The following is a 19427-nucleotide window of genomic DNA, read 5'->3' as shown; positions in this document are numbered from 1 at the left end:
ACCGCCCAGCCCCGGAGTATCGCACTTGTCCCTATTCCTTATCGCGGCCCTTCCTTTTCTCGGAGCTGTCTTTCCCGCCCTGCTTATCCGCGCAGGACGAAATGCCGCTTCATCAGCGGCAGGATTGACGACTTTCCTGGCTTTGGCAGGATTGTTGATCCACATCCCGACAGTGATGGGTGGTAGTGTGGTAACTGCTCGGTTCGACTGGATTCCCGGCCTTGGCCTGAATGCCAATTTCATGCTGGATGGGCTGGGCTTTCTGTTCGCATTGCTGATCCTTGGCATAGGTCTTTTGATCATTCTTTACGCACGTTTCTATCTGTCGCGCGAAGATCCGATGGGGCAATTCTATACCTATTTGCTGCTGTTTCAGGGCGCGATGGTTGGCATCGTTCTAAGCGATAACATATTGTTGTTGCTTGTATTTTGGGAGCTCACATCCCTGAGCTCGTTCCTGTTGATCGGATACTGGAAACATCTGCCCGTTGGACGGCAGGGTGCACGCATGGCGCTGGCCGTGACGGGCTCTGGCGGGCTGGCAATGATTGCGGGCATGCTGATCCTTGGCAATATCGTGGGTTCCTATGACCTGAGCGTCATTTTGCAGAACCGCGACCTTATCCAATCTTCGCCGTATTACCTGCCTGCGTTGATCCTTATCCTGCTTGGATGTTTTACCAAGTCAGCGCAGTTCCCATTCCACTTCTGGCTGCCGCATGCGATGGCCGCTCCGACGCCGGTCTCGGCCTACCTGCACTCGGCGACGATGGTTAAGGCCGGTTTGTTCCTGATGGCGCGCATGTGGCCCGTTTTGGCCGGAACTGACGCCTGGTTCTATATTGTTTCCACAACTGGACTGATCACCATGCTGATCGGCGCGGTGATCGCGCTGTTCAAAGATGATCTCAAAGCGCTACTGGCATTTTCTACCGTGTCCCATCTGGGACTTGTGACCATGTTGCTTGGCTTTGGCACCAAGATTGCCGTGGTCGCTGCTATTTTCCACATCATCAACCACGCAACATTCAAGGCTGCGTTGTTCATGACAGCAGGCATCGTGGATCACGAAACCGGGACACGAGACATCAAGCGACTGGGGGGACTGCGTCACCTGATGCCGATTACATTTACCATCGGCATCATCGCGGCGCTGTCTATGGCCGGTCTGCCTCCGCTCAACGGGTTCCTGTCAAAGGAGATGATGCTCGAGGAAACGGTTCACACGACCTGGCTGAACTCTCACTATCTGGTGCCTGGGCTGGCGCTGCTGGCCGCCCTGTTTTCGGCTGCCTATTCGTTCCGTTTCGTTGGCCACGTCTTTCTCGGGCCAGAACGCGATGATTATCCGCATCATCCGCACGATCCTCCGGTCGGGTTGTGGCTGGCACCAGCGTTCCTTGTCGTTCTGGTCGTGCTGATCGGGCTTTACTCGAACGCGATTGTTGGCCCTCTTGTCGCCGTAGTTTCCAGTGCCGTTATCGGCGGTGAGAAGCTTCCCTACTACTCACTGAAGCTCTGGCATGGCTTTACGCCTGCATTGTACATGTCGGTCGTCGCAACTTTGGGAGGTTTGTTCCTTCTGTCGTTGCATCGCCGCGGTGAACAGCTATGGAATGCTCTGCCGCGTCCCGAGGCGAAAACTATCTTCGACGCAGTGATCGGAGTGCTGACGGGGCTCAGCCGCTGGGTCACAGATGAGCTGCACAATGGTGTCATCAGCCGCTATGCCATCATCATGATCGCCTTCACTGTCGGGCTGGGCTACTATGCCTATTCCACAGGTACGATCGGGATCGAAACACGCGTACCGTTGCCAGCGCCCATCATTCCGATCATCGGCTGGGTTTGTCTTGTCGGTGCGACGCTTGCGATCATGTGGTTCCACCGCAATCGCCTTCTGTCACTGGTCCTCATCGGTGTTGTTGGCCTCATCGTTTCGATGGCTTTCAACTATCTCTCGGCCCCAGATCTGGCGCTGACCCAGATTTCGGTTGAGGTGGTGACAATGATCTTGCTTTTGCTGTCCCTGAACTTTCTGCCAACAGAAACACCGTGGGACAGCACCGCACCGCGCCGTTGGCGTGACGCCGTTATCTCTGTAATCGCAGGTGTCGGTACAGGCGGGTTGATCTATGCACTCATGCTTCGCGATTTTGCCTTTCCGACTATCTCGGATTTCCATCTTGCAAACTCGTACAAGGGTGGCGGCGGAACCAACGTGGTCAATGTGATTTTGGTTGATTTCCGTGGCTTTGACACCTTCGGAGAGATCATTGTTCTGGGTATCGCCGCATTGATCATCTTTGCCCTTACAGAGGCCGTTTTGGGCACGAATGTTCGCAGCTACCTGCTGAACCGCAAACCTCACTGGCCGCAATCGGGCGACTCGCACCCGCTTATGATGGTGGTTGTGACACGTGTGATGATGCCGATCGCGCTGATGGTCGGGGCCTATATTTTCTTCCGCGGTCACAACCAGCCGGGCGGCGGGTTCATCGCCGGTCTGGTCGTCGCGATCGCGTTCCTGATGCAATACATGGCTAGCGGCTATACTTGGGCTATCGAGCGACAAAGGTTCTATTACCATGGCACCATCGGTTGGGGCGTGCTGATCGCCGCCGCTACTGGCCTTGGAGCATGGTTCAACGAGCGTCCCTTCCTGACCAGCGATTTCGGCTACATCAACTGGCCACCACTGGAAGAGTTCGAGTGGGCAACCGCGATGCTGTTCGACACCGGGGTTTTCCTGGCGGTTCTGGGTGCTGTCATGTTGGCGCTCGACAGTCTGTCCCGCTTTGCGTGGCAGCCGGGCATGGCGCAGGAATATCCGATGGATATCAACCCGCTGCGGGATGATCTGCTTGAAGAAGAACAAGAAAAGAAGGAGCAGGCCTGATGGAAGCGCTGGTAGCCTCTGCCGTTGGTGTTCTGACCGCCGCCGGGATTTTTCTGATCCTGCGGCGCAGAACCTTTCCCGTGATCCTGGGTCTCTCGCTGCTGACCTATGCCGTCAATGTTTTTCTGTTTGCGACCGGTCGGCTGGCTCTGAATGCTCCCGCTGTTCTGAACAAATACGAAGATGTGCCCTACACTGACCCACTGCCTCAAGCGCTGGTACTGACAGCCATCGTTATCTCGTTTGGCATGACAGCTGTGATCGTGATGATCGCGCTCAGCGCATATCTGTCGTCCAAGGATGACCATATCGATATGACCGCGCAGGACAGCGTGGATGGCGCAGGAGAAGACGCATGAACCATTGGATCGTTGCGCCGATCGTCCTGCCCGCAATTCTGGCGCCCTTTATCATCATGGTCCTGCGGTTCCATCTGGATCTGCAACGCATCTTCTCGGTTGCCGGTGTCGTTGGCCTATTGGGGATCGCACTGACGATCACCGCACAGGCGTCAGGTGGCGACATTCAGGTCTATGAACTCGGTGACTGGCCTGCCCCTTTTGGTATCGTTCTCGTGCTGGACCGGATGTCGGCGATGATGGTGTTGCTGACCGCGCTGCTGGCTTTGCCTATAGTTCTTTACGCCATTGCATCCGGCTGGGATGACAGGGGCAAACATTTCCATGCCCTGTTTCATTTCCAGCTCATGGGCGTCTGTGGGGCCTTCCTGACTGGTGATGCCTTCAACCTCTTCGTCTTCTTCGAAGTTCTGCTGATCGCATCCTATGGCCTGATGACCCATGGCGGCGGTTCGGTAAGGCTGAAAGCTGGGGTGCAGTACGTTGCCTATAACCTTCTTGGCTCAACACTGTTCCTGTTTGCACTGGGGACCATCTATGCCGTGACCGGGACGCTCAATATGGCGGATCTGGCTGTTCGCGTGGCCGAGATCCCACCCGAGGACACCGCTTTGCTGCGTGTCGGTGCGGTTCTCTTGCTTCTGGTTTTCTGTATTAAAGCCGCTGTTCTGCCATTGCACTTCTGGCTGCCGGCCAGCTACGCAAACGCGCCTCTGCCGGTGGCGGCATTATTCGCGATCATGACCAAGGTCGGGGCCTATTCGATCCTCAGGGTCTATACGCTGGCCTTTGGTCCGGACGTCGCTGTCACTGACGGGTTGATAGGAGAGTGGTTGCAACCTGCCGCGATGCTGACTCTGGCAATCGGAACAATCGGTATTCTGGGTTCACGCCATATCGCACGAATGGTGGCCTTTTGCGCAATCGCGTCGATGGGAACCCTACTGATCGCCATATCGCTGTTCACGCCCGATGCCACGGCCGCAGCGTTGTACTACATCTTCCATTCGACACTCGCGACCGCACTGCTGTTTCTTGTGGCTGATATGGTCATGGAACGACAGGGGGGTGCTATCGCACCAAAACCTCCCATGCCGCAAAGCGGTCTGATCTCTGCATTGTTCTTTGTCGGAGCAATTGCTCTGGCCGGTATGCCGCCATTATCCGGATTCATCGGCAAGCTGTTGGTACTGGACGCATCCCGCGACGCTCCGGACGCCAGTATCATCTGGGCGGTGGTCCTGATCGGCTCATTCGTGACCATCGTGGGTCTTGCACGAGCGGGTTCGCTGATTTTCTGGAAGAGCCACGATGCTCAGCACAATACCGAACATGATCCGGAAAATGACGAAGAGATTCCCTATCTACCCGCCCCTGAACCACAACCGGGGCTGGCATTCACATCGGTGTTCGGAGCTGTTCTTGGTCTTGTCCTGCTGACATTGTTCGCCGGACCCGCTTTGGAATACACAAGTAAGACGGCTGAGCAGTTGTTCACGCCTGAACAGTACATCTCGGCCGTTTTGGGAAGGGAAGAATAATGAAGCTGCTGCATCGAATTTTCCCCCACCCGCATCTGACCATTCTGCTGACCTTGGTGTGGATGCTGTTGGCGAATTCGCCGTCACTGAATTCTCTGGTTTTCGGCCTGATACTCGGGATCATCATTCCGTTCATCACGCAACCTTACTGGCCAGATCGCCCCAAATTGCGCAACTGGCCGATGGTGGTTGAATATATCCTGGTGGTACTGTGGGATATCGTCATGGCCAACATCACGGTTGCCCGGATTATCCTTTTCAAACGCGACGCCGATCGTCAGCCAAACTGGATTTGCATCCCGCTGGAACTGCGCACGCCCGAGGCGATCACTGTTCTGGCAGGCACCATCACCATGACGCCCGGCACTGTCAGTTGTGATCTGTCGGCCCAGGGGCATAACCTGCTGGTGCACTGCCTTGACGCCCCCGACCCTGAGGCAGTACGCGACCAGATCAAACAACGTTATGAACGCCGCCTGAAGGAGATTTTCGAATGATCGAATACGCCATCTACTTCGCCTTCGCCTGTTTCGGAGCTGCGATCATGATGTGTCTGTGGCGGATCATTACCGCAGACGGTGTCGGCACCCGTGTTCTGGCACTGGACACAATGGTCATCAACACCATTGCGCTTATGATCCTCTACGGCATCCAGCTTGGTAGTGAGATATTCTTCGAAGCGGCCATGATCATCGCGATGTTGGGTTTTGTTTCAACCGTTGCCTACGCGCGCTTCATGCTGCGTGGCAACATCATCGAGTGAGGGCGATATGGAATACATCTTCGAATTTCTGATCGCCTTTTTCCTGATCGTTTCAGGCATTTTTGGCTTTGTCGGGTCCTTCGGCATGATCAAGTTGAAAGACCCGATGTCACGTCTGCATGCCCCCACCAAAGCAACCACACTTGGCGTTGGCGGCGTGTTGATCGCATCAATCCTGCATTCGTTTCTGATCGAACAACATCTGTCGCTGCACGAGCTGCTGATCACGCTGTTTCTGTTCCTGACCGCCCCGATCACAGCCCTGTTCATTGCCAAATGGCACATTCATCGCCATGAAAAGCCACAGGATCTGCCGGGCGCGGGCGAGGATGAGCTCTGGGCCACCCACGCGGTCGAGCAGGTCGAAGACGTCCCTGATCACAGTACGAACTAATACCTATGCATACACCTCCGCTGCCCCTGACCCGCGATCTGGTTTTGATTGGCGGAGGACACACTCACGCGCTGGTGCTGCGCAAATGGGGCATGAACCCCTTGCCGGGCGCACGGGTTACAGTGATCAATCCTGGCCCGACGGCGCCATATTCCGGAATGCTGCCGGGATATGTCGCGGGCCACTACGAGCGGTGGGAACTGGATATCGATCTGGTCAAGCTTGCACGGTTTGCTGGCGCACGCGTTATTCTGGGTGCAGTCGAAGGCATTGATACAGACATGCGTGTGGTTCGCGTGGCGGGTCGTCCACCTGTTGCGTTTGATGTTGCTTCGGTCAACGTGGGTATCACCTCTTATATGCCCGCGATGCCAGGTTTTGCCGAATTTGCCGTTCCCGCCAAACCGCTTGGCCCTTTTGCAGCCAGATGGGCAGAATACCTGAATGGCCCAGGTGCCGCATCTGTCGCTGTCATAGGTGGCGGGGTGGCCGGTGTGGAGCTTGTCATGGCAATGGCGCACGCTCTGCGTGAACGCGGTCGTAAGGCACAAGTCACCTTGATCGACAGTGCAACCGCACTCGCGGCAACCGGGGCCAAGGCCGCAGCCACGATAAGGCAATCACTGGACGCGCTTGGTGTCGAACTCATCGAACAGACAGGTATTAGCCGCGTTGCTGAGGATCACATCGCGCTTGAAGATGGCAGGCAGATACCAGCGACATTTGTAACCGGCGCAGCGGGTGCCCGTCCCTATGACTGGATTGAACAAACTGGGCTTGAACTGGAGAGCGGTTTTATCAGGGTGAACCCCTATCTGCAGTCGAGCGATCCCATGATTTTCGCGGCTGGAGATTGTGCGCATCTGTCAGAAAACCCGCGTCCCAAGGCAGGTGTCTATGCCGTGCGTGAAGCCCCAATCCTGCTCAACAATTTGCGCGCTGCGCTGGGGTCAGGCCATATGCGTCGCTATGGGCCGCAAAAAGATTATCTGAAACTGATCTCCCTGGGTGGCAAATCCGCGCTGGCCGAGCGTCTGGGCACATCCTTTAGTGGCCCGGTTATGTGGAAATGGAAAAACCACATTGATCAGAAATTCATGAACAAGTTTCGTGATTTACCTGAGATGCCCGCTCCGCCCCTGCCCCGGAATCACGCAGCCGGAGTGCGTGAAGCGTTGGGGGACAAACCAATGTGTGGCGGTTGTGGCGCAAAGGTAGGTCGCAATGCGCTGCGCTCAGCCCTGAATACGCTGCCCACGCCAGAACGGTCCGACATCACCCCCTTACCGGGCGACGATGCAGCGCTGGTTCAAACCGGAGGGGTGCGTCAGGTCATCAGTTCTGACCACTTGCGCAGTTTTACAAATGATCCGGTCCTGATGACCAAGATAGCTGCGGTTCATGCCTTGGGCGATATCTGGGCAATGGGTGCGAAACCGCAAGTTGCAACGGCGACCATCATTCTACCACGCATGTCGCCTAAGCTGCAGCAACGTACAATGGCGGAGATCATGACCGCTGCAGATGAGGTCATGCGGCATGCGGGTGCCGGGATCGTGGGCGGTCATAGCTCAATGGGTGATGAAACGACCATCGGTTTCACGGTGACTGGCTTAGCCGACACCGATCCGATCACCCTCTCCGGCGGACGTCCGGGAGATGTGCTTATCCTGACCAAACCATTAGGTACCGGTGTCCTGATGGCAGCAGAGATGGCGGGTCAGGCTAATGGTGCATGGGTTGCGAAGGCCCTTCGTCTGATGGCTCAGCCGCAAGGCGAAGCCTCTCAAATATTGTCCGGTGCTCACGCGATGACCGACGTCACTGGTTTCGGTCTGGCGGGGCACCTGCAGGGGATATGTGAGACCTCAGAATGCGGGGCTGTGATTGATCTCGATGCGGTGCCTGTGATGGATGGCGCATCGGAGCTAGCGGAAAGCGGAATCCAATCAACGATTTTTAACGACAATCGCGCAATCGCGCCTGAGTTGCCGACCGGTAACAAAGCGGACCTTCTGTTCGATCCACAAACTGCTGGCGGATTGCTCGCCGCAGTATCTGCCGATCAGGCGGATACTATTTGCCAAGAATTGCAAGAAGCGGGTTACCCCGCGGTAAACATTGGCAAACTCACCGAAACACCGGGCCTTTCGCTTCAAATTTGATCAATGGCGGCTTCAATCTGAAAGGCTGCCCGCTTTAATCCGGCATCATCCAGTGAACCCACCTCGATCTGGGCGAGTATGTCGACCTTCTGAGCCCTTCGGGACTTTGTATAGGCCGGGTCGTAGTGCTGCTCCATCAAAGACTTTGTGAGTGCGCGTTTGTCACCGGCTTTGATCAATTCGAGCCAGCCATCCACGATCTCGTGACCTCTGTGAAAACGCAGCGGGCTCAGACGATCACGCAGTCGATCCGCATCAGACAGGATGTCGTCATATGCCTCGGTCAAATAGGCCGTCCGAGCCTGAATCGGAGCATTCACCTGAATTCGCGGTGCTGCCCGCAAGGCGTTCCACAGACTGGGTGGAAGGATCAGATTGCCGATCTTCGAGGATTCCGCCTCGACCAGAACGGGTCGATTTAGATCCAGTGCGCAAAAGGCTCCTGCCAGCGCAGATTCAAATGCCTTTTGACTGGGTTGTCCTCCGGGCATCTCGCCCAACAAGGATCCGCGGTGATTGGCAAGGCCTTCCAAATCTACAACCTGAACGCCCTGGCCCTGTAGATGCGCCAGAAGTTCGGTTTTGGCCGTACCGGTGTAGCCATCCAGTGCAACCAACCGAAACGGTAGCGGATCGTCATAGAGGTAACTGTTAACAAGACGACGATAGGTGCGATACCCGCCATCGATTACCTCCGCCCGCCAACCAATCTGTTGCAGCATCCACGTAAACGATCCGGATCTCTGCCCACCGCGCCAGCAATAGACCAGAGGCCGCCACCCACCTTCGTGATGGCTTAGGCTGTTCTCGATATGGTTCGCAGCATTGCGAAATACCAAAGCCGCACCAAGCTTGCGCGCTAAAAACGGGCTTTCCTGTACATAGATCGTTCCCACCCGCGCGCGTTCGTCATCGTCCAGGACCGGCAGGTTGATAGCTCCGGGCAGGTGATCTTCAGCAAACTCGGCCGGGCTGCGCACATCGATCACAGTATCGAATGCGTGGGCATAAAGTTCCGGCAGATTTGAGATTTTCAGAGCCATGTCAGGGGTCTACCCCGGGCATGTTCGAAAGAAAAGGCGGTGATAGACACTGCCAGTGTTTGACAAGCGTCATACAAGAAACGGCCGCGCTAAGGTAAAGCGCGACCGTCATTCTCAAAAAGAACCTTACTTCTGCTTGATGCGCCCGTCCACATAAGGCTGGTATGGCGCGTTCTCGGCCAGATACTCGGCTGTTACATCGGCAAGATCAGGACCATAGTCATAGGCGTTCTTGTCGTCACCCGAGAACATCTTGTAGCCATCGCCACCGTTCCGAACATAGTTGTTGGTGACCACCAGGTAAGTCGCGGCCGGATCGATCGGTACAAACCCATCCCCGCTTGCGACCATCACTTCGCCAATGCGGCCTTCGTTGGGCGCAACCGAAGGATCCCATGTGAACGTCATGCCAGCTACCTGCGGGAAACGACCTTTGATCTCTTCGACCTGGCTGACGCCATTCTCAAGCGCATCAATGACGCCCTGCCCGCTGATTTCGAAGGTCGAGAGGGTATTCTGGAAAGGCAGAACCGTCAGAACTTCGCCCATGGTCACATCACCGGAATCGATCGATGCGCGCAAACCACCGGAATTTGCGATCGCGATCTGAGCACCCTGATCAGCAACCCTGGCCAGCATCGCGTCGGCAACCAGATTTCCCATCTCGCATTCCTGCACACGGCAAACGGAACGGTCTCCTTCAATCGGAGCCGCAGCATTGGCCACGACGCGCTGCTTCATCTCTTCGATCGGAGCACCCATCTCTGCAACTCGGGCAGCGATATCCGCATCCGGTTCAACTGACGCATCCAACAGAATTGGCTCACCTTCGGCTGAGATAAGGTTGCCGTCATCATCAAAGGTCAGAGTGATCTCACCCAGGTACTTTGAATACGCATAAGCTTGCACAACGGGCACATCGCCAACCATCATTGGATAAGGTCCGGCCGCGTCTTCATCCGTGTTAGACAGCAACGTGTGGGAGTGTCCCCCAATCACGAGATCAAGCCCGGGTACTTTTTCCGCGATCTCAAGATCCTTGGCCAAACCCACGTGATTGAGCGCGATGATGATGTTTACGCCCTCTTCCTGCAGGGCGGCTACATCTGCGGACAGGCTATCGATTTCATCCTGAAACACCACATCCTTGCCGGGGCTCGAGGTGTCGACCGTGTCAGTTGCCAATGCCGAAATGATACCAATCTTCTGACCGCCGACATCAAGGACAACGTGATTTTGCACCTTGTCCTTCAATTCGGCTGACGATGACAGATCAAGGTTGCCCGAAATCACCGGGAAGCTTACGGCATCTATAAATGCCTCCAAACCTGCCGGACCATCATCGAATTCGTGGTTACCCACGGCCATGACATCATAGCCGATGGCTTCCATGAACTCTGCTTCTGCGGCGCCTTTATAGGTTGTATAAAAAAGTGAGCCCTGAAATGGGTCGCCAGCATCCAGCAGCAGGACATTTTCGTCCGCCATGGCATCACGTTTTGAATCCACCATGGTCTTGAGCCGGGCTACACCGCCAAAGCACTTTCCTTCGGCTTCGCCCTCGGCGTCACAAGTGGAATCGTATTTGTTGATGGATTCGATCCGGCTGTGAATATCGTTGGTATGCAAGATGGTCAGTTTAAATTCCGCAGCCGCCATGCCTGCGGTCAGGCCCAACACGGCTGCAGATGCCAATAAGCGGGTGAACATATTGAAACTCCCTGTAGTTGATTGAGGGGATCGTGCGATGTGGGCGGCAAAGAGTCAAAGGGGGAAATCCGGCTTGATTCCGCCCGCGGTGCGGGGCATCAGGTCCATATGCTGATTTACAAGATATTCAGGGCCGACGAATGGGCCAAGCTGCAGGCAGATGGTGCATCTAATGGTGCTCCGATCGACATCGCTGACGGTTATGTACACTTCTCGACAGCTGAACAGGCCGAGGAAACCGCAGCCAAACACTTTGCCGGTGTAGGCGATCTGACACTGTTGGCATGCGATGCCGATGCCATGGGCGATGACCTGAAATGGGAGGTTTCGCGCGGTGACGCGTTGTTCCCGCATCTCTATCGCCAAATCCGCATGAGTGACGTTGTGTGGTCACGCCCGCTCCCGTTTGATGGTGAAAAGCATCAATTCCCGGAGGAAATGGAATGACAGAGTTTGTCGATCCGGAACGGGAGCAATTCGAAGCGTTCAAAGGTCTGGATCGCGATCAGCCGATCGAAATGCTGAACCTCGTGAAATTTCGCGATATTGCAGAATACCCATCGGATCACGAGCTTGCCAATGCCCGGCTTACCAGCGCACAGGCTTATCGCAACTACGGCGCGGAAACTGCACCGATCATCAAACGTTTAGGGGCTTCGATTGTTTGGAGGGGCGCGTTCCAGACGACGCTGATCGGTCCCGCAGATGAAAGCTGGGACGAGGTGTTCATTGCCCGGTACCCCAGTGCGCATGCGTTTCTGGAGATGGTGACCGATCCAATCTATCGCGCCGCCGTGGTTCATCGGCAGGCAGCCGTGAAAACATCCCGGCTTATCCGCTGTGCGCCGAACGAAAGTGGAAGTTCATTCGGATGAAACTGACCGAGAAAATCGGGCTCGCCGCCCTGCATCAATTTGATCCAGAAACGGCCCATGGCCTTTCAATCAAAGCCCTGAAATCAGGACTGGCCCCTGCCCCCGGTCCGATCACGTCGCCTCGACTACAAACCGAACTTGCCGGACTAAAGCTGCCAAACCCCGTCGGTCTGGCCGCTGGGTTTGATAAGAACGGAGAGGTTCTTACACCGCTTTCCCGTGCCGGGTTCGGCTTTATCGAGGTGGGTGCGGTCACCCCGCGCCCGCAACCGGGAAACCCAAAACCACGCCTGTTCCGTCTGACCGAAGACAAAGCGGCCATCAATCGCTTTGGCTTTAACAACGAGGGAATGGAGGTCATGGCCCGGCGCCTGGCCGACCGCCCAAAGAATGCGGTTATCGGCCTGAACCTTGGCGCCAACAAAGACAGTGACGATCGCCCCGGGGATTTCTCCAAGGTGCTGGCCCATTGCGCCGAGTATCTGGATTTTGCCACGGTTAACGTCTCTTCCCCGAACACCGAAAAGCTGCGCGATCTGCAAGGCAAAGCCGCGCTAAGTGCGTTGCTGGGGGGCGTGATCGAGACCAGAGACACGCTGGCGCGCCCCATGCCAGTCTTCCTCAAGATCGCCCCGGACCTGGCCGAAGCCGAACTTGAAGATATCGCGGCTGTCGCTCGGGAAACCGGGGTGGACGCCGTCATAGCAACCAATACGACCCTGTCCCGTGATGGGCTGCTCAGCACCCACAAGGATGAGATGGGGGGGCTATCCGGTGCTCCCTTGTTCGAGAAATCGACGCGTGTTCTGGCACAGCTCAGCCAATTGACCGACAGCACTATCCCACTGATCGGTGTGGGGGGTATCAGCTCAGCCGAACAAGCCTATGCCAAGATTTGTGCAGGCGCCTCGGCGGTGCAGTTCTACACCGCGATGGTGTATGGCGGTATCTCACTGGCTGCAGATATCGCGCATGGGTTGGATGACTTGTTGGCCCGGGACGGTTTTGACAGTGTATCTCAGGCTGTTGGAAGCAAGCGAAAGGACTGGTTGTGATCGAGTATTGGCATAATCCGCGTTGCTCAAAGTCCCGCGCCGGGCTGGCGTTGCTGGAAGAAAACGGCGCAGAGATCACTGTGAGAAAATACCTTGAGGATGCGCCTTCGGTCGACGAACTGCGTTCTGCTCAGTCCCGGCTTGGCCTCGCTGCCATCGAGATGATGCGCACGGTTGAAAAGCAGTTCAAGGAACTGGGTCTGACCAAGACAAGTTCAGAGGATGACTTGTTTCAGGCCATGGCTGAAAACCCGATTCTGATCGAACGGCCGCTGGGAATATCCGGCGACAAAGCTGCAATTGGTCGTCCGCCTGAGAACCTGCTTACCCTGCTTTAAGCCACCTGTGCCTCAAGCTTTGGATACCGCCAGCCCAGCGTGATGCCGCGCGCGATGTTCAGGACCATCAGCGCGGCCCATAGCCCGTGGTTTCCTAAGGTTGGGACCAATATGAACAAGGCTACGATGTAAATCGCAACAGATTGGATCATCGCGTTTCGCATCGCGCGCGTCCATGTCGCGCCGATATAAATACCGTCAAACATCCAACTGGCGACACCAATGATTGGAGCAATTGCCGCCCAGAACAAGAACTCTCGCCCGGCGATGCGCACATCAGGTGAGGTCGACATGAGATCTATCAATGCGGGACCTGCAACGAAGAACACCAAACCCAGTCCTACAGCTCCGCCAACGCCCCACTGAGATGCCATGATCGATGCGCGCCGAACTTGATGACGGTCTTTTGCACCAACTGCTCCACCCACTAGGGCTTCGGCAGAGAAGGCAAAGCCGTCCAGCGCAAAGGCAGTAATCTCAAGAAATTGCAGAAGCACCTGATTGGCGGCCAGATTGACATCCCCTAAATCGGAGCCGACGAAGAGGAATGTTGTAAATGCACCGGTCAGCAGAACCGAGCGCACCATGATATCGCCGTTCACCTGCATCATTCTGCGCAATCGAGCCGCATCAAAGATACGCGGCCAGTCTCGCCACTGATTGCCACCGAATGCGTCCGCGCACAGCCACAGACCCAGCGCCAAACCAGTCCATTCAGCAATCAGAGTGGCCGTTGCGACACCTTCAACCCCCCATCCCAAGCCCAGCACGAACCACAGGTCGAGAATGATGTTCAAACCATTCATCCAGATCTGCAGGACAAACACGCCTTTCGTGCGCTCGACCGCAATTAGCCAGCCAGTGACTGCATAAAGCGCAATGGTGGCAGGTGCCCCCCAGATACGAATCTGCAAATAGTCTCGCGTCAGCGATTCGACCTCGGGACTGGCCGGTGACAAAGCAAAGGCGCCCGCGAATACAAACACTTGCGTGATGATAAAGAACAAGCCGGCTGCTGTACCCAACAGCAGACCCCGCATCAATAGCGCCCCGGTCTCTGCTGTATCTCCTGCCCCGCGCGCCTGCGCAGCAAGACCGGTGGTTCCCATCCGCAGAAACCCGAAGACCCAATAGATCGTGGACAGAATAACAGCCCCGATACCGACCGCGCCAATAGGGGCGGCCTGACCCATTTGCCCGACAACACCTGTATCCACAGCCCCGAGTATCGGAACTGTGGCATTCGACAGGACAATGGGTGCAGCTATCTTCAGCACCCGCCTGTGCGTGATGGGCGCCGAGGCTTCGTTCATGTTCAACCTTTGTCGGACGGAGGCTGCGGCATCAGAAAATGTCCAGTTCCCTGCGCAAAGAGCTTGGCATGATTGTCCTGCCAGGCTTCGACCCGAACCGAGGCATAGCGGCGACCGGATCGGCTGACGAATGCACGTGCATAGGCATCGCGCGGCAATCCCGATCGCAGGTAATCGACGGTGAAGTCGATGGTCTTTGGAAAGCGGATGTTCTCATTCGTTATGATATCGTCAGCATCGATTTCACCGCTTTCGATCCGTGGAAACATATGTTCCCAACTGAGCGTTATGACGGCAGTTACCTCCAGAAAGGCAGCAGTCACACCACCATGGATGGCTGGCAGAAAAGGATTGCCGATCAGTTTTTCGTCAAAATTCAAAACACCGGTCAGTTCATCACCCCGGCGATCGAACCCGATATTGAGGAACCGCATGTATGGCACACCCTCGACGAGGGCGCGGAGCGCTGCATCACGTCTTTGCTTGACCACCTGCATGGGTTCGGGACGGGAGCGGGCCATCTTACTTGCCCTCCACGGTGAATGATCCCGTTGCTGTTGCAACAGGGCGTTCCTGATCGTCATCCATCGCAGTAGCCCGCACGAAGGCAACATTGCGCGTGATGTGATAGCAGCTGGCCCGGGTGATAAGCATCTGCCCCGGCGTTGCAGCACGCATGTAATCAATGCGCAGGTCGATGGTTGCGGTTCCACCGGGCGCCGAAGGGTGGCTCATCACTGCTGCTCCGCAACAGGTATCCAGCATGGCCGAAACCGCACCGCCGTGAATCACGCCTGTACGCGGATCTCCGATCAGATCCTCGTTATAGGGCATGGTGATCTCAGCCTCGCCTGAGCCGATATGCGTCAAAGTAAGGCCCAAGGCCCGCGCATGCGGGATTGCCTCGATGAACTGGCGGGCCAGAACTGTCTTGTCGACCATAGGTTTGCGTCCTTCTGAGTTAATCCCTTTATGAGCCTCAGTTGACGCAAAGGGCAAGCCTGCCTGTTGCGCTCGCTTTCATGACACCATAGGTTGCTGGCAAGGAGAACAGGGATGTCCGACAACCGTTTGTCATTCAAAGAGATGTGCGCTGAGTTCGATGTGACTCCGCGCACCCTGCGCTACTATGAGTATATCGAGCTGCTACAGCCGGATCGCGAGGGACGATCCCGTTTTTATGGCGCTCGAGAACGCGCACGCATGAAACTGATCATGCGCGGTCGCAGATTCGGATTTCCGCTGGAAGAGATTCGCCAGTGGTTACTGATCTATGAAGATCAGGGAAACCAGGCCCAAATGGCGACCTTCGTCGAGATGGCTGATCGTCAGATGGAAGAACTGCGCCAACAACGGCAGCAACTGGACGAAGCCATGGACGAACTGACTCGCCTGCGGGATCAGACGGCAAAATCGCTGCGCTAGGCGCCTCCACCTAACGGCGCAGTACCTCTAATGATCGTAAGCTTTTTTGGCTCGCGGGTCATCCGTGAGCTAAGTTTCGTTGTACGTTTGAAGCCCGATGCGACCTTTACGTAACGGCAACAAAATTACCGAAATCCAACTTTACGCGACCGGATGTTACGTCAATTTATTTGTGACGTAGCGTCTGCATTACGTAAACGTCACTCTCATGTTGTAAAGCGAGCATCAACTGCGCAACTCATATCTCATGACGCCAGTGACCGAGAGTATGACCTATGACTGAAGATCTGATGACCATCCGCGAGATGTGCGAGGCATATGATGTCACGCCACGAACCTTGCGGTTCTACGAGGCCAAAGAGCTTCTGTTCCCGATCCGTGAGGGCCAGAAACGCCTGTTCACGAAACGAGATCGCGCCAGGCTCAAACTGATCCTGCGCGGCAAACGCTTTGGTTTCAGCCTCGAGGAAATCCGGCAGCTTCTGGATTTGTACCACGTGGACGATCAGCAACTGACCCAGATGACCCGCACGTATGAAATCGCCTGCGAACGTCTGGCTGATATGGAATCACGTCGCGAAGAGCTGACTCAGGCCATCGACGATCTGAAGGAACAGTTGCGCTGGGGCGAGAAAGTTATCGCCTCGATGAAACAGGAAAAGAAGGCCGCCGAGTAATACCCTCGCCTGCCTGCCACCCGGACATCTGAATTAAGGGAGCTTCACATGCCCGTTTACAACGCGCCAACAAAAGATACGCAGTTCATTCTGCACGATGTTCTAAAAGTCTCGGAATCCGATATTCCGGGCTACAGCGAACTTGAGACCGAATTTACCGGCGCAGTTCTGGAAGAAGCAGGCAAAGTTGCCTCCAATGTTCTGCACCCATTGAACGTTGTTGGAGACACCGAAGGGTGTCGTCTGGAAAACGGTATCGTATACACCCCCACCGGTTTCAAAGACGCCTTCGAGCAGATGAAGGAAGGTGGCTGGACTGGCCTCGACATGCCGGAAGAGTATGGCGGCCAGAACATGCCCTATGTGTTGGGTACTGCTGTTGGCGAGATGTTCTCGGGCGCAAACCAGGCGTTTGTGATGTATCAGGGCCTGACGCACGGCGCGGCGTCGGCAATTCTAGCCCACGGAACCGACGAGCAGAAAAACAAGTACCTGCCCAACATGGTCAGCTGTGAATGGACTGGGACCATGAACCTGACCGAACCGCATTGCGGCACCGATCTGGGCCTGATGCGCACCAAGGCGGAACCGCAGGGTGACGGCAGCTACAAAATTTCCGGTCAGAAGATCTTTATCTCGGCTGGCGATCACGACATGGCTGACAACATCATCCATCTGGTTCTGGCGAAAATCCCCGGTGGCCCTGAAGGCATCAAAGGCGTGTCGCTGTTTATCGTTCCCAAGTTCATCGTCAACGAAGACGGTACACCAGGCGAGCGCAACGGTGTCTCTGTCGGCAAGATCGAAGAGAAGATGGGCATCCACGGCAACTCGACCTGCGTCATGAACTATGACGAAGCGACCGGTTGGCTGCTGGGCGACGAGCACAAGGGTATGCGCGCGATGTTCACGATGATGAACGAAGCGCGTCTGGGTGTGGGTATGCAAGGCCTGTCTCAGGCCGAAGCTGCGTACCAGAACGCTGTCGAATATGCCAAAGACCGCCTGCAGGGCCGCGACGTAACAGGTGTGAAGAACCCGGACGGCCCGGCCGATCCACTGATCGTTCACCCCGACATCCGCCGTAACCTGATGGATCAGAAAAGCTTCACCGAAGGCGCCCGCGCGTTCATCCTGTGGGGCGCGACCATGATCGACAAGGCGCACCGCTCGGGTGACAAGGACGCGGACGGGCTGATCTCGCTGCTGACCCCGGTCATCAAAGGCTTCTTGACGGATGAAGGCTACGATATGACCGTGCAGGCACAGCAGGTCTATGGCGGCCACGGCTACATCGAAGAATGGGGCATGTCGCAATACACCCGCGACGCCCGCATCGCGATGATCTACGAAGGTGCAAACGGCGTTCAGGCGCTGGACCTTGTCGGCCGTAAACTGGCACAGGATGGCGGCAAGCATGTCATGGCCTTCTTCGAAATGATCAAATCCTTCTGCAAGGAAAACGGTGGCAAGGACGAAGCCTATGACAAAGCGTTCATCGAACCGCTGAAAGCAGCGTCCAAAGACCTGCAATCCGCTGGCATGTACTTCATGCAGGAAGGCATGAAGAACCCGAACAACGCTCTGTCCGGTTCTTATGACTTCATGCACATGTTCGGCCATGTCTGCCTGGGCCTGATGTGGGCTCAGATGGCTAAAGCCGCTCAGGAAGCGCTGGACGGTGGTGCCTCAGACAAAGAGTTCTACGAGACCAAGATCAACACCGGCCGTTTCTACATGGCGCGTCGCCTGCCCGCGACTGCAATGCATCTTTCGCGCATTCAGACCGGCGCGGACACGGTCATGGCTCTGGACGCCGCGAACTTCTGATCACAGTCTGGGTCCGGGTAACATTGCCCGGACCCAGCTTACCGGAGGAACCACATGCCAAAACGTTTTCGCCTGACCCGCCGCTTTCCCGTTGCGATGACTGAAGACGGATATCGCAAGCTCAAGGCATTTTCGCGTGAGGCAGGTCTGGATGAAGGCGAGGCACTGTCTTTTCTGTTCGAGAATTTCAACAGCGTGATTGATGAGGAGAACCTGACCCACCGCCTGCGCATTTTCAATTCCGAGCTTGAAGCGCGGAAACGCTAACCACGCCAACCACCTGTTTCAAGTGGGCGTGTTTTCAGAAAGACAGACCAAAGGCATTCTGCCTGATGGTTGGTCTTTCTCGAAATACGCAAATGACGACTTCGCACCATGCGCCTTGGGAGGGGCGATCGCATGACCATCAAACTTCATTGCTTCGGAGAAAGTGGAAACAGCTACAAGGCTGCGTTGGCCTTGGAAATGTCCGGACTGGAGTGGGAGCCGGTCTTTGTTGATTTCTTCAAAGGTGTCACCCGTACGCCCGAGTTTCGCGCCGAAGTGAATGAGATGGGCGAAGCACCTGTCCTGATCGACGGTGATTTCCGCACCAGCCAATCCGGTGCCATTCAGGCCTATGTGACCGAGAAGTCGGGCAAGTTTGGCGGTAAGGACCGGGAGGAGAATTACGACATTCTGCGCTGGGTGCTGTGGGATAATCACAAGCTCAGCTCGATGGCCGGCCTGACCCGTTTCCTGATCAATTTCCTCCCGGAACAGCACCGCAACCCCGATGTGATCGCTTTCAATCAGGGGCGACTGAAGGCGGCCTATCAGGTGCTGAACGATCATCTGGACGGTCGCGACTGGATTGTCGGCAATGGTGTCACCAACGCCGACATCAGCTGTTGCGGCTATCTCTATTACCCCGAACCATTCGGCTTTAACCGCGCCGACTGGCCCCATATCGACGCCTGGCTAACTCGCCTGTCCGAGCAGCCCGGTTGGAAACACCCCTATGACCTGATGCCCGGCAACCCGTCGGATCGAGCTTGAGG

Annotated in this window: 21 protein-coding genes; 16 read left to right on the top strand and 5 right to left on the bottom strand. The window is 56.0% G+C overall.

All coding sequences use genetic code 11. The annotated features are described in order from the left end of the window. Window positions 1–25 precede the first annotated feature (25 nt). From ACR0IO_RS05005 to selD, 7 genes are read left to right on the top strand one after another with little or no spacing between them, the layout of a single operon-like run. The gene (locus ACR0IO_RS05005) at window positions 26–2899 is read left to right on the top strand and encodes a monovalent cation/H+ antiporter subunit A (RefSeq protein WP_480739839.1); all 2874 of its coding nucleotides are present in this window, start codon (window positions 26–28) and stop codon (window positions 2897–2899) included. Then, entirely contained in the window at window positions 2899–3258 is a 360-nt protein-coding gene (locus ACR0IO_RS05000) for a Na+/H+ antiporter subunit C (protein WP_155151734.1), read from the top strand. The genes ACR0IO_RS05005 and ACR0IO_RS05000 overlap by 1 nt, the downstream gene beginning before the upstream one ends. Further along, window positions 3255–4799 carry a monovalent cation/H+ antiporter subunit D gene (locus ACR0IO_RS04995; RefSeq protein WP_155151737.1) on the top strand — a complete coding sequence of 515 codons (1545 nt, stop codon included), beginning with the start codon at window positions 3255–3257 and terminating at the stop codon, window positions 4797–4799. The genes ACR0IO_RS05000 and ACR0IO_RS04995 overlap by 4 nt, the downstream gene beginning before the upstream one ends. After that, complete coding sequence (locus ACR0IO_RS04990; protein ID WP_170335292.1) at window positions 4799–5296, top strand: Na+/H+ antiporter subunit E; 498 nt, start codon at window positions 4799–4801, stop codon at window positions 5294–5296. Before ACR0IO_RS04995 ends, ACR0IO_RS04990 begins: the two co-directional genes overlap by 1 nt. Further along, window positions 5293–5562 carry a K+/H+ antiporter subunit F gene (locus tag ACR0IO_RS04985; RefSeq protein WP_155151743.1) on the top strand — a complete coding sequence of 90 codons (270 nt, stop codon included), beginning with the start codon at window positions 5293–5295 and terminating at the stop codon, window positions 5560–5562. Before ACR0IO_RS04990 ends, ACR0IO_RS04985 begins: the two co-directional genes overlap by 4 nt. A 7-nt stretch (window positions 5563–5569) precedes the next feature. Beyond that, window positions 5570–5956 (top strand): Na+/H+ antiporter subunit G, encoded by a 387-nt coding sequence (locus ACR0IO_RS04980; RefSeq protein ID WP_155151747.1) that lies wholly within the window; start codon window positions 5570–5572, stop codon window positions 5954–5956. A gap of 5 nt (window positions 5957–5961) precedes the next feature. Further along, window positions 5962–8121 (top strand): selenide, water dikinase SelD, encoded by a 2160-nt coding sequence (gene selD, locus ACR0IO_RS04975; protein ID WP_480739834.1) that lies wholly within the window; start codon window positions 5962–5964, stop codon window positions 8119–8121. Here selD and mnmH read toward each other — a convergent pair. Both mnmH and ACR0IO_RS04965 read right to left on the bottom strand, forming a co-directional pair. Continuing rightward, a complete protein-coding gene (mnmH, locus tag ACR0IO_RS04970; RefSeq protein ID WP_480739831.1) occupies window positions 8112–9164 on the bottom strand; it encodes a tRNA 2-selenouridine(34) synthase MnmH in 1053 nt (350 codons plus the stop codon). The two genes, selD and mnmH, sit on opposite strands and share 10 nt — an antisense overlap. 126 nt (window positions 9165–9290) lie before the next feature. Then, window positions 9291–10874 (bottom strand): bifunctional metallophosphatase/5'-nucleotidase, encoded by a 1584-nt coding sequence (locus ACR0IO_RS04965; protein ID WP_155151758.1) that lies wholly within the window; start codon window positions 10872–10874, stop codon window positions 9291–9293. A 108-nt stretch (window positions 10875–10982) separates the two neighbouring features. Here ACR0IO_RS04965 and ACR0IO_RS04960 point away from each other — a divergent pair, with 108 nt between their 5' ends. From ACR0IO_RS04960 to arsC, 4 genes are read left to right on the top strand one after another with little or no spacing between them, the layout of a single operon-like run. After that, the gene (locus tag ACR0IO_RS04960) at window positions 10983–11321 is read left to right on the top strand and encodes a DUF952 domain-containing protein (RefSeq protein ID WP_480739829.1); all 339 of its coding nucleotides are present in this window, start codon (window positions 10983–10985) and stop codon (window positions 11319–11321) included. Continuing rightward, window positions 11318–11749: a DUF1330 domain-containing protein gene (locus ACR0IO_RS04955; RefSeq protein ID WP_480739827.1), complete on the top strand. Its 432-nt coding sequence runs from the start codon at window positions 11318–11320 to the stop codon at window positions 11747–11749. The genes ACR0IO_RS04960 and ACR0IO_RS04955 overlap by 4 nt, the downstream gene beginning before the upstream one ends. Then, a complete protein-coding gene (locus ACR0IO_RS04950; RefSeq protein ID WP_480739825.1) occupies window positions 11746–12804 on the top strand; it encodes a quinone-dependent dihydroorotate dehydrogenase in 1059 nt (352 codons plus the stop codon). Before ACR0IO_RS04955 ends, ACR0IO_RS04950 begins: the two co-directional genes overlap by 4 nt. Then, the gene (gene arsC, locus ACR0IO_RS04945; RefSeq protein WP_480739823.1) at window positions 12801–13142 is read left to right on the top strand and encodes an arsenate reductase (glutaredoxin); all 342 of its coding nucleotides are present in this window, start codon (window positions 12801–12803) and stop codon (window positions 13140–13142) included. The genes ACR0IO_RS04950 and arsC overlap by 4 nt, the downstream gene beginning before the upstream one ends. Here arsC and ACR0IO_RS04940 read toward each other — a convergent pair. Genes ACR0IO_RS04940 through ACR0IO_RS04930 form a run of 3 tightly spaced genes read right to left on the bottom strand, consistent with a single transcriptional unit; the run spans window position 13139 to window position 15397 of the window. Beyond that, entirely contained in the window at window positions 13139–14455 is a 1317-nt protein-coding gene (locus ACR0IO_RS04940; RefSeq protein ID WP_155151769.1) for an MATE family efflux transporter, read from the bottom strand. The genes arsC and ACR0IO_RS04940 overlap by 4 nt on opposite strands. 2 nt (window positions 14456–14457) lie before the next feature. Continuing rightward, window positions 14458–14976 carry a PaaI family thioesterase gene (locus tag ACR0IO_RS04935; protein ID WP_170335300.1) on the bottom strand — a complete coding sequence of 173 codons (519 nt, stop codon included), beginning with the start codon at window positions 14974–14976 and terminating at the stop codon, window positions 14458–14460. A 1-nt stretch (window position 14977) separates the two neighbouring features. After that, window positions 14978–15397: a PaaI family thioesterase gene (locus tag ACR0IO_RS04930; protein ID WP_155151774.1), complete on the bottom strand. Its 420-nt coding sequence runs from the start codon at window positions 15395–15397 to the stop codon at window positions 14978–14980. A gap of 114 nt (window positions 15398–15511) precedes the next feature. Between ACR0IO_RS04930 and ACR0IO_RS04925 the strand changes: the two genes are divergently transcribed. The 5 genes from ACR0IO_RS04925 (at window position 15512) to ACR0IO_RS04905 (ending at window position 19425) form a co-directional block, all read left to right on the top strand. Then, the gene (locus ACR0IO_RS04925; RefSeq protein WP_155151776.1) at window positions 15512–15880 is read left to right on the top strand and encodes a MerR family transcriptional regulator; all 369 of its coding nucleotides are present in this window, start codon (window positions 15512–15514) and stop codon (window positions 15878–15880) included. 275 nt (window positions 15881–16155) lie between these two features. Beyond that, complete coding sequence (locus tag ACR0IO_RS04920) at window positions 16156–16557, top strand: MerR family transcriptional regulator (protein ID WP_155151779.1); 402 nt, start codon at window positions 16156–16158, stop codon at window positions 16555–16557. Between the two features lie 48 nt (window positions 16558–16605). Further along, a complete protein-coding gene (locus ACR0IO_RS04915; RefSeq protein ID WP_480739819.1) occupies window positions 16606–18387 on the top strand; it encodes an acyl-CoA dehydrogenase C-terminal domain-containing protein in 1782 nt (593 codons plus the stop codon). Window positions 18388–18441: 54 nt separating this feature from the next. Continuing rightward, on the top strand, window positions 18442–18654 hold the full coding sequence (locus ACR0IO_RS04910; RefSeq protein WP_155151783.1) for a hypothetical protein: 213 nt from the start codon (window positions 18442–18444) through the stop codon (window positions 18652–18654). Between the two features lie 132 nt (window positions 18655–18786). Further along, window positions 18787–19425 carry a glutathione S-transferase family protein gene (locus ACR0IO_RS04905; RefSeq protein WP_480739817.1) on the top strand — a complete coding sequence of 213 codons (639 nt, stop codon included), beginning with the start codon at window positions 18787–18789 and terminating at the stop codon, window positions 19423–19425. The last annotated feature ends 2 nt before the right edge of the window (window positions 19426–19427 follow it).

The organism is Ruegeria sp. CE12 (assembly GCF_056537525.1).
This window is presented reverse-complemented; position numbering and strand designations above follow the sequence as displayed.

What these genes read in the sequence shown, in the direction of transcription:
- ACR0IO_RS05000 (WP_155151734.1), top strand. Translation starts at nt 2,899, where the DNA reads ATGGAAGCGCTGGTAGCCTCTGCCGTTGGTGTTCTGACCGCCGCCGGG.
- ACR0IO_RS04995 (WP_155151737.1), top strand. Translation starts at nt 3,255, where the DNA reads ATGAACCATTGGATCGTTGCGCCGATCGTCCTGCCCGCAATTCTGGCG.
- ACR0IO_RS04990 (WP_170335292.1), top strand. Translation starts at nt 4,799, where the DNA reads ATGAAGCTGCTGCATCGAATTTTCCCCCACCCGCATCTGACCATTCTG.
- ACR0IO_RS04985 (WP_155151743.1), top strand. Translation starts at nt 5,293, where the DNA reads ATGATCGAATACGCCATCTACTTCGCCTTCGCCTGTTTCGGAGCTGCG.
- ACR0IO_RS04980 (WP_155151747.1), top strand. Translation starts at nt 5,570, where the DNA reads ATGGAATACATCTTCGAATTTCTGATCGCCTTTTTCCTGATCGTTTCA.
- selD (WP_480739834.1), top strand. Translation starts at nt 5,962, where the DNA reads ATGCATACACCTCCGCTGCCCCTGACCCGCGATCTGGTTTTGATTGGC.
- mnmH (WP_480739831.1), bottom strand. Translation starts at nt 9,164, where the DNA reads ATGGCTCTGAAAATCTCAAATCTGCCGGAACTTTATGCCCACGCATTC.
- ACR0IO_RS04965 (WP_155151758.1), bottom strand. Translation starts at nt 10,874, where the DNA reads ATGTTCACCCGCTTATTGGCATCTGCAGCCGTGTTGGGCCTGACCGCA.
- ACR0IO_RS04960 (WP_480739829.1), top strand. Translation starts at nt 10,983, where the DNA reads ATGCTGATTTACAAGATATTCAGGGCCGACGAATGGGCCAAGCTGCAG.
- ACR0IO_RS04955 (WP_480739827.1), top strand. Translation starts at nt 11,318, where the DNA reads ATGACAGAGTTTGTCGATCCGGAACGGGAGCAATTCGAAGCGTTCAAA.
- ACR0IO_RS04950 (WP_480739825.1), top strand. Translation starts at nt 11,746, where the DNA reads ATGAAACTGACCGAGAAAATCGGGCTCGCCGCCCTGCATCAATTTGAT.
- ACR0IO_RS04940 (WP_155151769.1), bottom strand. Translation starts at nt 14,455, where the DNA reads ATGAACGAAGCCTCGGCGCCCATCACGCACAGGCGGGTGCTGAAGATA.
- ACR0IO_RS04935 (WP_170335300.1), bottom strand. Translation starts at nt 14,976, where the DNA reads ATGGCCCGCTCCCGTCCCGAACCCATGCAGGTGGTCAAGCAAAGACGT.
- ACR0IO_RS04930 (WP_155151774.1), bottom strand. Translation starts at nt 15,397, where the DNA reads ATGGTCGACAAGACAGTTCTGGCCCGCCAGTTCATCGAGGCAATCCCG.
- ACR0IO_RS04925 (WP_155151776.1), top strand. Translation starts at nt 15,512, where the DNA reads ATGTCCGACAACCGTTTGTCATTCAAAGAGATGTGCGCTGAGTTCGAT.
- ACR0IO_RS04920 (WP_155151779.1), top strand. Translation starts at nt 16,156, where the DNA reads ATGACTGAAGATCTGATGACCATCCGCGAGATGTGCGAGGCATATGAT.
- ACR0IO_RS04915 (WP_480739819.1), top strand. Translation starts at nt 16,606, where the DNA reads ATGCCCGTTTACAACGCGCCAACAAAAGATACGCAGTTCATTCTGCAC.
- ACR0IO_RS04910 (WP_155151783.1), top strand. Translation starts at nt 18,442, where the DNA reads ATGCCAAAACGTTTTCGCCTGACCCGCCGCTTTCCCGTTGCGATGACT.
- ACR0IO_RS04905 (WP_480739817.1), top strand. Translation starts at nt 18,787, where the DNA reads ATGACCATCAAACTTCATTGCTTCGGAGAAAGTGGAAACAGCTACAAG.